The sequence below is a fragment of the Pseudomonas sp. BNK-30 genome (genome assembly GCF_047456185.1).
Lineage (GTDB): Bacteria > Pseudomonadota > Gammaproteobacteria > Pseudomonadales > Pseudomonadaceae > Aquipseudomonas > Aquipseudomonas putida_E.
This window is the reverse complement of sequence record NZ_CP179904.1, coordinates 4,127,073-4,139,415: the sequence shown is the minus strand read 5'-3', so window position 1 is coordinate 4,139,415 and position 12,343 is coordinate 4,127,073. Positions and strand designations below refer to the sequence as shown.

Here is a 12,343-nt window from a genome sequence, read left to right as displayed (position 1 = left end):
CACAAGGTGGGGCGATACGCCGGCACCTGATGCTAAGACCATGATAGAGCAGGCTGGGTTCGCCGTTATACTCGCCAGACTGTTCGAGGACCACCATGATTTCCTTACCGATCGATGCTGCCCTGCCGGCTTTGAGCCATGCCTTGGAAAACCGTCACGAAGCGGTGCTCGAGGCGCCGCCCGGCGCAGGCAAGACCACCCGTGTACCGCTGGCACTGTTGAATGAAGCCTGGCTGGCCGGGCAGACCATCGTGATGCTGGAGCCGCGCAGGTTGGCGGCGCGTGCGGCGGCCGAACGGCTGGCCAGCGAGCTGGGCGAAAAAGTCGGCGAAACCGTGGGTTACCGCATTCGCCTGGACAGCAAGGTCGGGCCCAATACCCGTATCGAAGTGGTCACCGAAGGTATCCTGACCCGCCGGTTGCAGGCAGACCCTGCGCTGGAGGGGGTAGGGCTGCTGATCTTCGATGAGTTTCACGTTTTGTCACTTTCACTGAAAAAACCTAGTTTCTTGTCAAAACGCAGGGCATTCCTCTCCCTCCACTGATCCCCATCCAGGTCATCTCCCTAGCCGTCCCTTCCTGCATTTCCATCACAAGCAACCTCGGTGCGATACCAAATCCCACCCCCGGTAGGTGCCACGATCTCAACCCTGGCTCACCTGCCCACGTCGACCAAGGTCACCCCTCAGCCCATCCAACCCATCCCGCCTCAGCCCCCTCCAGACCACCCCATCGACCGTCACCGACCCGCCTCGTCCAATCCGGCCAACACCTCGTCCTCATCGCAATCCGATTCATTTCCTAGCATCATCAGTGCATCGAGATTCATCACCAGGACAGTGCATGAGCAAGTCAAAAAACAGCGCCAAGAAGAAATCGGGAACCACCCCAAAGCGTGACGACTTCCTAGCGAACACGGTGCGGCTGTTACGTGATAGTGCGGGCAACGTGTGCTCCTACCCTGAATGTCACGTAAACACCCATGGTGCTAAGTCATCGGGTGATGGTGCGCTGACTATCGGCGTTGCCTGTCACATCAAAGCTGCCGCGCCTGGCGGGCCCCGGTTTGACGAAGCCCAGACGAAGGACGAACGCAGGCACATCGACAACGGCATTTGGATGTGCCAAACCCACTCCAAGTTGATTGATGCTGACGACGCCTACAGCGTAGAAACGCTTCTCGAGTGGAAGAGGGCGGCGGAAGCCAGGTCAAACGCACAGCTCAACAAGAAGAGCTTTACTGAAAAAGACGTTCAAGCGGCATCAGCAGATGGTGCGTTCAATGCCATTACGCGAATGGTCAACAAAGGAAACGATCCGCTCGAGACGCCCATCGTAGAATTCATGCAGGGCTACGAGAATGACCTGCAGAAACTCGACCCACGCTTCACTGTCGAGGTGAACAAGTCTGGAAGGAATTACACGCACGTTATTCAGGTCGTCCAGGACAAGGTCAGCATCGATCTGGTGTTGCAGAATCTGGATGAGCTGGACGATTTTTGGGCAGCACGGAAGGCCTTCCTAGAGGAGGGCAGGGAACTCGTCATTCCCGGCAGCCACTTCGAGTTGAAGGGCTCAAAGTTGTTCGAAGCCATTCAAAAGAAGGCAAATGACTCTGGCCAAGGCACGCTGATTCTCGGCGGGGTCAAGAAGCCGATTACCGGTAATCTTTATCTCCGAACGCCTGACGGGGATGAGGTGTTCATTGAGTCGTTCATCTGCTATTACACCTCTGGCACGGTGCGTACGGTGTTCGAGGGGACAGCCTTAGAGGGGTTCATTACTGTTAAAGCCCATTGCTCGCACGTGGGAGACGATCACAAATTTGACCTGACCTTCAATCTTGAAGCGTGGCAAGGGAAGAATATTCTCGAATTGCCACGGTTTGCTCGCCTGCTGAAGGCAGCGCAGAAGATGGACAAAGGGCGGTTGGTGTTTGATTTGGAGGTTGGCAGCAATGCTGCTGCGTATAACTCCCAAACGAGCGCAGGCGCTGAAGTTTTTCATGAGCAGTTGCAGTGGATAGTGCTGTATTTGGATGTCGCTCGTCGAGTTGCTGAGCTGTGCGATAGAGATGTCTTTCTGAACGACCTCGATTTCAAATACGATCTTTATGTTCAGCTGAAACGGTATTTGAGGCTACACGTCGCGCCTGTAGCTGTGAAGGAAACACGTGACATCATCGGCGAAGGGGAGCTCGAGTACTCAGAAGGCTTCGAACTGGACAGATTCTTGGAGACTAGCTTCCCTACGCAGGTAAGATCTTTCCATGATGAATTCATTTTTGATCTGGTGGGCTCTATTATTAAGGCGCCAAGGATCCTAAGAGACACTGATGGAGTTGAAATGCGCTATTTCAGCGACCTTATGGATCGAAGTGTTCCAAAGTTAAAGGTTCTTACGACATCAGAGACGACTGTGTCCCTTCAGTTGAATCCCGACGACACTTGGGTTGTTCTTGACGATTGGGTGGAGCCGGAAGCGTCAGAAACCCTGCAGGTGCCAGTACCGCTCGGAAATCCCGAATAGTCAAAGCTGATAGAGAGACTAGGCCGATCCGACTGGCCTCCTGAATTTTGAAGTATTGATCGCTCTAAGGAGGGTGATCCAAGCAATTCATCTCCCTCTGCGCATGAGTGGTTGGTCTGGAAGTTTTGACTACACCACTCTCAGTGCAATGCGATCCTGCCGATAACCCCATGTTATCGTCCAATTAAGCGTGCGGTGAGACGCGTTTTTTGATGAGGAACCTTTGTATACTGCCGCGCATGTCGCAGGAGTAGATATGAGTTCGTTGCCAATCAATGCCGCACTGCCGGCCCTTCTTGAAGCCCTCCAAGAGCGAGATGAAGTGGTGCTCCAAGCACCGCCCGGCGCCGGTAAGACGACTCGCGTCCCACTCGCCCTACTCGATGAGCCCTGGCTGCAGGGCCAAACGATCATCATGCTCGAACCACGTCGTCTTGCCGCACGCGCCGCTGCGGAGCGAATGGCCAGCGAGCTTGGTGAGAAGGTTGGTGAGACGGTGGGCTATCGGATTCGCCTCGACAGCAAGGTCGGGCCGAAAACCCGTATCGAGGTGGTGACTGAGGGGATCCTTACGCGCCGCCTCCAGAGCGATCCTGCCCTCGAAGGTGTCGGCCTGGTGATCTTCGATGAATTCCACCTGAGAAACCTGGATGCCGATCTCGCCTTGGCTCTGACGCTCAATGGTCGCGAGCTTTTCCGGGACGACGCTCCCCTCAAGGTGCTGTTGATGTCGGCGACGCTCGAAGGGGAGAGGCTGTCCCGCTTGCTGGATGACGCACCGATCGTGACGAGCGAAGGACGCATGTTCCCGGTCTCGACAGTCTGGGGAAAACCTCAGCAACCTGGAGAATACATCGAGCCGCGGGTCATCAGTGCGTGCCTTGAAGCACTTGCTGATCAGACTGGTAGTTTGCTGGTTTTCCTCCCTGGTCAAGCCGAGATCCGTCGAGTCGTGACTGGCCTAGAAGATGCTTTGACCCAGTCTCCATCACTTCAGCGTGACGTTCTTCTCTGCCCCCTTCATGGTGAGCTCGATCTGAATCAGCAGCGGGCCGCGATTGATCCGACACCGGCAGGAAAGCGGAAGGTTGTGCTGGCCACAAACATCGCTGAGACCAGTATCACCATCGACGGTGTGCGTGTCGTTATCGATGCAGGCCTTGAACGTGTACCACATTTCGATCCTCGCAGCGGGATGACACGGTTGGACACCCAACGCATATCGAAAGCCAGTGCTACTCAACGTGCTGGTCGAGCAGGGCGGGTCGAGTCAGGTGTGTGCTACCGACTCTGGTCTGAAACCCAGCACGACCAAATGGCGGGTTTCAGTTCGCCCGAAATTCAACAAGCGGATCTCACAGGTTTGGCCCTGCAGCTCGCTAAATGGGGCGTCCAGCCAAGTGACCTGAAGTGGCTTGATGCTCCGCCTACATCTGCATACTCGCAAGCGAGCGATTTGCTTCGACGGCTTGGCGCCCTGCAACCAGATGGGCAACTGACAAAACACGGCCAAGCCATGGCGGAGCTGCCAAGTCATCCACGGATTGCGCATCTGCTTCTGCGTGGACATGAGCTGGGTCTGACAGAGACTGCGAGCAACATTGCAGCGTTGCTTGGAGAGCGCGATATTCAGCGCGGTGTTGGTGCTGATCTCCACAGCCGTTTGGCCATATTGTCTGGTGAGCAGAGAGCACAACGCGGCGAGCAAGGCGGTGCGCAACGCGCGAAACAACTCGCAAGGCAATATCGATCGTACTTGCGCGGCCCAGCATCGCAATCAGTCGCTGATCCCGACCACCCGAGGTGGGTAGGCTGCTTGCTTGCCTTGGCGTATCCGGATCGTGTTGCACAACAGCGTCGTGCTGGTGGGGCTGAGTATCGTTTGGCGAATGGTCGTGCAGCGATGTTCCCCGAGACTGATGCGTTGATGAAGCATCCCTGGTTGGTGATCGCCGATTTGGGTAGCCGTCAGGGCCAGCGTGAGGAGCGGATTTATCTGGCCGCCGATCTGGATGAAGCGCTGTTCGACACTGTTCTGCAAGAGCAGGTTACCCAGGTGGACGAGCTCGACTGGGATGAGCGTGAAGGTGGTTTGCGCGCTGAGCGGCAAGTGAAAGTAGGGGAGCTAATTTTGTCCCGCGCGCCGTTGTCCGACCTGAGCGATGAGGTGCGTGTACAGGCGTTGCTCAACTTCGTTCGTCGCAAAGGACTGGAGCTTCTGCCTTGGACGCCCGAGCTTCGACAGTGGCAGGCGAGGGTGGAACTGCTACGTGTGCTTGATGAAGAAGCCGGGAGCTTGAGTGAGTGGCCTGACCTGCGTGATGAGGCCTTACGCCAGTCGCTAGAAGACTGGTTGGGCCCGTACGTTGGCAAGGTGACTCGTCTAAGTCATTTTGGTCAGCTAGACCTGTCCTCCATCTTGCGAAGCCTACTGCCTTGGCCGCTTCCTCAACAGCTAGAGGCCCAGGCGCCCCAAACGGTACCGGTACCGTCTGGGTCGAATATCCGAATTGATTACTGCGAACGCCCGCCAGTCCTTGCTGTGAGATTGCAGGAGATGTTTGGGCAGGCCGAAACACCACGCATAGCGAATGGTCGGCAGGTGCTCAAGCTGTATCTTCTGTCACCGGCACGCCGTCCGGTGCAGGTTACCCAAGACTTGGGCAATTTCTGGCGCACCACCTATGCCGAGGTGAAGAAGGATCTCAAGGGGCGATACCCAAAGCACTATTGGCCCGAAGATCCATTGGTGGCGGAGGCGACTGCGAGAGCCAAGCCTAGAAAGGCTTGAGGAATGAGGCTGTTTTAGGCCTGCCCAGCGGGAGCGGCGGTCGTGAACCGAGTCACTTCGTGTCTCGACCATTGTGTGCACCATCTTCAGGCCTGGCGCTTCGCTTGCGCTAGGCTCTGTACGAAAAGAGTTTTCGGAAACACCGTATGGAACAAGACAGTGAGGCTATAGCGGCATAGCATTTCGCAAGCTTGTCGAAGCGTGTCACGATCCGCCGATTCTCTTTACCGCTAGCGCGTCGCTCGTTATCCCAGCAACATTGTCCCAGTCTGCCAGGTTTACAGGTCTGCTAGGGGGCAGGGCAGCGCCGATGAAAGTCATCTTAATGGATATCAAGTAACGCCCTCGGAGCCACTTCACATGGACATGATCCGGTTCAACGATTTTTACCTGCGCCTCTACAGCGCCAACCTGCAGCAAATGGGTCAGGCCTTGCTGGATGAGTTTTATGCCCTCTGGCGGGAAGCAGAAGCCTCGGGGGTTGAAGCCGATACCCTTGTTGAGGAAGCGAAGGACTGCCTCTACAGGATTGCGTCTACTGACTTGTTTGTTCTGGCTGCCTGCGACTGGATCGGAGACAAAGGCCACCACAAGCTGAGCAGGGCGTTGGTGCACGAAATCAGTGTCAAGTACCTCCAGCATTCCACGTTAGTAAAATTCGACCTTTCCTCTGCCAAAGAGGCATCCGCATGCGCTGTGGCGCGTAGGTTATGTTCCCTCAACGTTTCTGTGCCAGCAGCTCTCGGTTGGGTGCTGAGCTTGAACGAAGACATGCCCTCAAGCCCTCTGATTTCGGCGACCACCTCTTCGGTCATAGACTTCTTGGCGACAGAATACCCAGCCACCTGCAAACGTCTCCTCGAAGCAGGGCCCTCACAGCTCACTCAGTCAATTCCTGCCAAGCAGTTGGACGAAAGGCTGTCTGCCGAAAGCATCGCCCTGAACGCTCTCCCCTATCTCACCGAGTTACAGATGTCATCGGACATGCGGCGAAGCTTCAGCTACCTTCGCCGGAATGAGAGTCGTGCAGTGACGGAGAGGGCTCATGGCGAATCGCTGTTCGACATGTTCATGACCGCACAACATTTCAAGTACTCAAACCAAGTGTCAGTGGAATATCAGAACGATCACGAGACGATCGAGACGATGCTTCCGATGTTCACGCAGGAAATGAGTATGGAGCTGCCTCAAACCTGGATTGCCGACCCGCTGGTGTATGACCAGAAAATCATGAGCCTATGGAAGGGAGCTGACGAATGAGTATCCAACTGGTTCTTTCACACTACCTTTCAGGGCTTCGCGAGCGAGATGAGCTGGATGCACTCCTTCCTGAGCTTCTCCAAGCGATGGGGCATTCGGTGCACAGCCGTGCTCAGGTTGGCGTTAATCAGGGTGGTGTCGACGTCATGTCCACCAAGGAGAATGCTCAAGGGCAGACGGAAGTATTCCTGTTCATCATCAAATTCGGCAATGTGAACCGGAATGACTTTTACGGCACACAGCAGGCGATCTCACCCTCCATTCGCCAGGCGTACACCGAGTACGTGCGCAATCGGTTACAAGAGCCTCTGCAGGGACTAAAGAAGCGGATCGTCCTGGTTTCAAATGGCATCCTCAAGCAAGACGCCCAGTCTGATTACTCGGCAATTTCAAAAGAGGTCGCCGAGTTTTCTCCCCTATGCTCGCTGGATTTCTGGGGTATGGATCAGTTGAGTCCCTACATCGAGGAGTACCTTTTTGACGATGCCTTACTGCTCGGGAAAGGGAAGTCCGACCTCAGGGCAGCCTTGGCCGGGTTGGAGGACACGCAGGCTTCGTTCTCCAGATTCGTGCGTTTTGTTGATGACTGCATGGCCCCCCTTGAGGATGACATGGACGTATCAGTGAACACGCGTGCAAACCGCTTCTATAAGCGAGCGGCGGCTGCAGGCATGGGGTGGGCTGTGCTTCTGGTCTGGGGCGAAAGTGAGTGTAATCAGAAACCAGGGGTGCTCGCAGGTGAGTACCTGCTGCTACGCCTCTGGAGCGAATCAATCGCGCTGGGCCTTCAGGCAGACCCGCAGTTCCTGAAGCGTTTCGAAACGCTTGCTCAGCTCCAGGCGAACAGCTTGCTGCGGTACTACGAGCGCCTGATGCCTTCACTCCTCAACCGCAGACGCATGCTCCGCTACCGCCCCGATCAGGTGCTCTACATCGACTTGGTTTGTGATGAGCTTGGACGGTTGGGCACAACACTGCTTTTGCTTCAGGCCCTGAAGGCCAATCCCGAAACTCTCCGGGCCATGCATGGATGCCTGGTGTCCTTTATCAACACACACAATGGCTGCTTGCTCCCGGTATACGACGGGCAGGCCATTGACCTTTCGATAGCCATGATCGCTATCTTGGCCGTGGGTGATAAAGTCAGCACCAAACTCTTGGTGAGTGAGTGCATTGATCGTTTCGATATCGCTCTGCAACGGAACAGCATCATGCCGGTGGATACAGATGACCTTGACGATGCAATGGCCCTGTTCGCCGGGAACGAAATCCAAAGGAGTCGATTCTTCAAAACCACAACGTTGGTGCCGCTCCTGGGAACCATGGCAGCTCTGCTGGGCGACCAAGAATCCCTCGATCAATTGACGGCGAAAATTGTTCCGAGCCTCGAAGGGGTGACCAAGGAAAGGTGGTTTCCTCAAAAGGCACTGGAGACGCTGACGAGTTCTGATGCCTATGTGAATGGTGTTGGCATATCACGTGCCCTTACTGACTTCCGGCAAACTCCAGGCGAAGAAATTGAGGCATCTTTAAAGGTACCGAGCCATGCCGCCTCCTCAGAGGACTTCGCTTGGCACAACACACCCTGGGAGGTGCTGATGGCGATTTCGGCTAGATTGCACCGGCACCCATTACCCACGTGGTACCTCGCGAAGCTTGCCAGGGTACAGCAGGCCTCCTGAATGCACTTGACTGGTTAGACCTGATTCACGTTGCCGACAACGTGGGTCATGCCCTACCTCAACCCACATCAATGAAGATCTCAAACGCTCAGAGTAGCTGTCGCAAAGGATGCAACATGAAGTCTGAAGACCGCATTGAATTTAGCACCTCCGTTAAAAATATAATTTGGAATCGAGCTGGAGGCCTTTGCTCAATAAGAAAATGCTTAAAATCTGTGTTTGGGACTGACGGTAATTTAGAGGTCGGTGAGGATCCTCATAAATCAACCACCGTTGGTAACGCAGCACATATTTATTCCGCTCGAGAAAATTGGGCTCGGGGTCAAGGTGACAAATCAAAATCATTCATTAGCAGCGCAGCCAATGGTATTTCAACCTGCCGCAACTGTCACTGGAATGTAGATTCGGTAGAATCTAAGTATCCTGCTGAAGCGCTATTTGAGATGAAGGCCGTTCGAGAACAGGCGCAAGACATTAATCGGCACAATCCAGCTGTAGGTTTTTATGTTTCAAAAGTAGGAACTGAACATTTGGATGAGCTGGTGTGGGATGCGGAAGATCGAAAGGATGAGAAATCAATTTCAGATAGATTTATTATTTACGCTGAATCGGCGGTTCAAGCACTACGAGATATTAAGTTACAGCTTGGTCATATAATGCCACCACCGCAAGGCTGCAGTCAGCTTCCCATAAGCATGGCCATCAGTTCATCCAACAACCCAAAGACAGATGATTACGGGTTATTGGCGAGGACATGGTCACGCACGTCGGAGGCACGATCAGAAGCGAAAAGCAAATCAGAAATTGCACAATCAGAAAGAACCTTGTCACTGGCCAAGTCTTGGAGTGGAAACGTAAGTGACACTTTCTTTTTTGAGCGTGTGCGCTGCCAGTTCTTTACAAGAGACAAACTGACTGGTGTAGAGGGTATTCCAGCCAAATTTCATGTTACAGCTGGCCCAATGTGGGGAGACAGTTTGAAGGGCGACTGCGAAGCAATAATAAATGTCATAAAATTTGACTCCGATGGCGCCGGCTTCCGATGGAGAATGAAAGCCGAGCGCTATAAGAAAAAGCATGTCCAGTCGTGTGAGCTGCGGCTTGCCCGAATCACCTGCCCCGACTCAACAGGCGATACGCACTTTCTTAATAATTTCCTAGAATACTCACGTTTACTTAAGGAGATTGCTGCCGGGCGAGAGCTCTGCATCAGGCTAGGCAAATTTACTTCCGTTTCAAAAGATGAGTGGGGTGATGATATAAATCTCGATGATATGCATCCTCTGGAATTTACACCTAGATTGATAGGTGGCCCCGAGTGGATGCGTAAAGTAATCGAGTCCAATGATAAAGTTTTAATCGCATTTCGATTGTCGCGAGAAATGCAAGTTTCAATTACCTTTCGCAACAAATCCATAAGCGAGGACATTCCGGCTGATCTCGCTAATCCTTATATGTTAGGTCTGTTTGATGATCGCCTAACCGAGGAGCTAATGCGTGTAGGGATTTCAGAAGCTATAGATGCTCGGCGTTATGATATGAGTCCGGCGATATCTAGGCCTTTGGCTGATTTTGTCGAGGACGGAGTAAGATATACTATAAAAGCAATTTTTGATGGTTTTCGGGTTGGTTTTCGCCGCTGCTTGGCATAATCCTTTAAAGATAGTGCCACTCCGCGACATGCCTTACTGTAGCGTGTCGCAAACGTGTCATTAGATACAGGTGCGGGACGAATCAAATCGGATGTTATGGGTGCAATGATCCTGCCGAAGTGTTCTATCAAGCGCTTGGCGGCCATCGGGAAATCAAGTGGCTGCCCTGTCAGATGGGAAGTCTTGAGATTGAAGGGCTAGGGACAAAGCATGGATAAGAAAGGAAGCGAGTTGCGTGATTAAAGAAGTCATCCTTATGCGTCATGGTCAGCCGAATCTGGCCCATGCCAACAAGGTTTCTGCGTTAGACATGAAGTGCTGGATCGAAGACTACGAGCTGTCCGAAATCGTTGACCAACCAGCCCCGGAAGCCAGTGCCGAACTGGCAAAGGCTGCAAGCGTGATCGTTGCGAGCAATGCGCCGCGTGCGCTGACTTCCGTACGAGCGTTAGGGGTTCAACCGACGCTCGTCGATGAGGTCTTCTGCGAAGCCGAACTTCCCTATGGGTCGTGGAAGCGGCCACGACTTTCGCCGTTCACTTGGGCGTTGATTCTCCGCATCCTTTGGTTATGCGGCTTCTCGGGGGCGGCAAAGTCGCTCCAGCAAGCTAAGGTACGAGCCGAAGCCGCAGCTACGCAACTGCAGTCTCTCGCGGACGAGGGCACCGTCCTCCTGGTTGGCCACGGTTTCATGAATCGGATGGTTGCCAAAAGGCTGGAAGCCGCAGGGTGGACTCTTCAACAAAGCACTGGAAGCCGATACTGGAGCTCGATGAGCTATCGAAGGTTTTCAGGCACGTCTTGAGTATGTGATCTCAAGATAAAGATCACCGATCACCTCAACCCTTCGATAGCGCCTCAGGAATTGCTTCCTGAGTCTCAGCCCCCACCATTTTGGCTGTGCCAGATCTTGTGCACCGTGGACGTCGGAATGCCGAGCTTTACCGACGTCTCTTTCTGGGTCAGTCCCTCGGCTTTGCAGTCCAGTACTGATCGTACCTTCTCGGGTGGAATTGGGGGCTTACCCGCCTTCGCTGCGATCAGCTCACCATCCGAGAATTGCGCGGCGACGTTTTCCATGACGCCCATATCACGCAGCTTGCTGAGCTCTGACCATAGATAAGTCATGTACTCCTCAAGAGTCTCCCCACGTTCATAGGTCGCAGCTGCAGCCATCAAGGCGACCACATCTACGTTCAAGCGATCGCTGATGCCCTGGAACATCTCCAATGTGGCGTTGGATTTAGCGTGCTCGATGTTGTGGAGATGGCGAGCTTCCAAGGTGCTTCTGAGCTGCTCTTGGGATAGGCCGCGCGCTGCCCGAGTGGCGCGGAGTACTGCAGCCAATGAGTATCGCGATGGCATGACGGCTTAGCTTCCCAAAGGGAAGGATAAGGCCATAGCTGCAAATCCACATCCACGAAAGATAGTAAGTGAATGGAGAATGATGGTATGGTGGCTATGCCGTTCCAAAAGGACGGAAGAGGTGGTGAAGGGACAATCACAGCCTGACTAAAAGTTGTCAATTTATGTGAATTGTTATTAGGGCTTCGAACTTCCGAAGTGTCCTGGTCGATAGGCGAGATGCGGACGTGTTGGTCACCAAACAAACAGAGCTTCAGGGGCAATTCAAGGCTTACGACAGCCTGCGCTTATTTTGGAATTCAGTCAGTCTGAACCCGCTAGAGTACTACTTCGTCGTGGAGGGCAGCGGACTGGTAGACGGATGTTTTGGCCCCTCGGTGCGCCTCGTATCTGGCGTCGAGCAGGTGGACTCGATCTGTAAGGGTGGTGCCCCTGAATTTTTGAGCGTCAATCGCATCCAGCTGATCGCCCCACCGTCGATGACAAATCTTGAAGAGTTCTCGATGCAGCTGCTCTCCGAAATCCGCATCAAAGAGGGCGGTGGTTCAACCCCCATATACGAGTTCGTAACTCGGACTGGCCAGGTGTACTCAAGCGCGCGGGAGGATGAATGTCTGCATCTCTAGAAGAGATCATGTCCTTTCTCTACGGTGTCGGTGACTTTGTTGAGGGGTGGGGTCGTGATGCGGCAGAGCTCGTCCACAGCGCTCAGCAGCGCTTTCCTGGCAAACCTTTCTGCTTGGTCAGACGGTGGATCCTGATCGACGTTGTAGCAAACGAAGGTGAGCTATCGCCGGCAGGAGTTCCGCCAATGGTGACCTTTGCTCATGAGGTTGTTCAGGACAGTCGGCGACGTTTCGATCCTGGGCACTGGGTGCGAACCACCTATGCGGTCTCTCAGCCGGAGCACTGCATGTTTGAGACTCGGAGCACTGTCTATTTGCTTCTGGGTGATGGGTATAGGAAGGAAGCGACCCTTGATGTTGTCTTTTCTCTGCAGCCATAGAGCTAGGCCGGCTTTCCTTCGGAGAAGCCTTGGAGAAGCGATCCATACCCAAACGAGC

The 12,343-nt window shown here is 54.0% G+C and carries 9 protein-coding genes and 2 pseudogenes; 9 read left to right on the top strand and 2 right to left on the bottom strand.

The features are described 5' to 3' along the window. Positions 1 to 95: 95 nt before the first annotated feature. The 3 genes and pseudogenes from ACMGGN_RS19170 to hrpB form a co-directional block, all read left to right on the top strand. Positions 96 to 488: pseudogene (locus ACMGGN_RS19170) on the top strand (DEAD/DEAH box helicase); the annotation flags it as partial. 355 nt (positions 489 to 843) lie between these two features. Continuing rightward, the gene (locus ACMGGN_RS19165) at positions 844 to 2,529 is read left to right on the top strand and encodes a hypothetical protein (RefSeq protein WP_414156218.1); all 1,686 of its coding nucleotides are present in this window, start codon (positions 844 to 846) and stop codon (positions 2,527 to 2,529) included. 256 nt (positions 2,530 to 2,785) lie between these two features. Next, positions 2,786 to 5,320, top strand: a complete 2,535-nt coding sequence (hrpB, locus tag ACMGGN_RS19160; protein WP_414156217.1) for an ATP-dependent helicase HrpB — start codon at positions 2,786 to 2,788, stop codon at positions 5,318 to 5,320. Positions 5,321 to 5,429: 109 nt separating this feature from the next. Here the strand turns inward: hrpB and ACMGGN_RS19155 are convergent. Continuing rightward, positions 5,430 to 5,546: pseudogene (locus tag ACMGGN_RS19155) on the bottom strand (IS5/IS1182 family transposase); the annotation flags it as partial. A 134-nt stretch (positions 5,547 to 5,680) separates the two neighbouring features. Here ACMGGN_RS19155 and ACMGGN_RS19150 point away from each other — a divergent pair. The 4 genes from ACMGGN_RS19150 to ACMGGN_RS19135 all read left to right on the top strand — a co-directional run bounded on the left by ACMGGN_RS19150 (position 5,681) and on the right by ACMGGN_RS19135 (position 10,719). Then, the gene (locus ACMGGN_RS19150) at positions 5,681 to 6,580 is read left to right on the top strand and encodes a hypothetical protein (RefSeq protein WP_414156216.1); all 900 of its coding nucleotides are present in this window, start codon (positions 5,681 to 5,683) and stop codon (positions 6,578 to 6,580) included. After that, on the top strand, positions 6,577 to 8,262 hold the full coding sequence (locus ACMGGN_RS19145; RefSeq protein WP_414156215.1) for a hypothetical protein: 1,686 nt from the start codon (positions 6,577 to 6,579) through the stop codon (positions 8,260 to 8,262). Before ACMGGN_RS19150 ends, ACMGGN_RS19145 begins: the two co-directional genes overlap by 4 nt. A gap of 116 nt (positions 8,263 to 8,378) precedes the next feature. Continuing rightward, positions 8,379 to 9,914 carry a hypothetical protein gene (locus tag ACMGGN_RS19140; protein ID WP_414156214.1) on the top strand — a complete coding sequence of 512 codons (1,536 nt, stop codon included), beginning with the start codon at positions 8,379 to 8,381 and terminating at the stop codon, positions 9,912 to 9,914. A gap of 256 nt (positions 9,915 to 10,170) precedes the next feature. After that, positions 10,171 to 10,719: a histidine phosphatase family protein gene (locus ACMGGN_RS19135; protein WP_414156843.1), complete on the top strand. Its 549-nt coding sequence runs from the start codon at positions 10,171 to 10,173 to the stop codon at positions 10,717 to 10,719. 74 nt (positions 10,720 to 10,793) lie between these two features. Here the strand turns inward: ACMGGN_RS19135 and ACMGGN_RS19130 are convergent, their stop codons facing one another. Further along, positions 10,794 to 11,195, bottom strand: coding sequence for a sigma-70 family RNA polymerase sigma factor (locus ACMGGN_RS19130; RefSeq protein ID WP_414156213.1), 402 nt, complete (start codon positions 11,193 to 11,195; stop codon positions 10,794 to 10,796). Between the two features lie 311 nt (positions 11,196 to 11,506). Here ACMGGN_RS19130 and ACMGGN_RS19125 point away from each other — a divergent pair, with 311 nt between their 5' ends. Both ACMGGN_RS19125 and ACMGGN_RS19120 read left to right on the top strand, forming a co-directional pair. Beyond that, positions 11,507 to 11,905 carry a hypothetical protein gene (locus ACMGGN_RS19125; protein WP_414156212.1) on the top strand — a complete coding sequence of 133 codons (399 nt, stop codon included), beginning with the start codon at positions 11,507 to 11,509 and terminating at the stop codon, positions 11,903 to 11,905. Continuing rightward, the gene (locus ACMGGN_RS19120) at positions 11,890 to 12,285 is read left to right on the top strand and encodes a DUF6957 family protein (protein WP_414156211.1); all 396 of its coding nucleotides are present in this window, start codon (positions 11,890 to 11,892) and stop codon (positions 12,283 to 12,285) included. The genes ACMGGN_RS19125 and ACMGGN_RS19120 overlap by 16 nt, the downstream gene beginning before the upstream one ends. Positions 12,286 to 12,343: the final 58 nt, after the last annotated feature.

Coding starts and splice junctions, on each gene's coding strand:
- ACMGGN_RS19120 (WP_414156211.1), top strand. CDS start 11,890: ATGTCTGCATCTCTAGAAGAGATCATGTCCTTTCTCTACGGTGTCGGT.
- ACMGGN_RS19165 (WP_414156218.1), top strand. CDS start 844: ATGAGCAAGTCAAAAAACAGCGCCAAGAAGAAATCGGGAACCACCCCA.
- ACMGGN_RS19135 (WP_414156843.1), top strand. CDS start 10,171: ATGCGTCATGGTCAGCCGAATCTGGCCCATGCCAACAAGGTTTCTGCG.
- ACMGGN_RS19145 (WP_414156215.1), top strand. CDS start 6,577: ATGAGTATCCAACTGGTTCTTTCACACTACCTTTCAGGGCTTCGCGAG.
- ACMGGN_RS19140 (WP_414156214.1), top strand. CDS start 8,379: ATGAAGTCTGAAGACCGCATTGAATTTAGCACCTCCGTTAAAAATATA.
- ACMGGN_RS19150 (WP_414156216.1), top strand. CDS start 5,681: ATGGACATGATCCGGTTCAACGATTTTTACCTGCGCCTCTACAGCGCC.
- hrpB (WP_414156217.1), top strand. CDS start 2,786: ATGAGTTCGTTGCCAATCAATGCCGCACTGCCGGCCCTTCTTGAAGCC.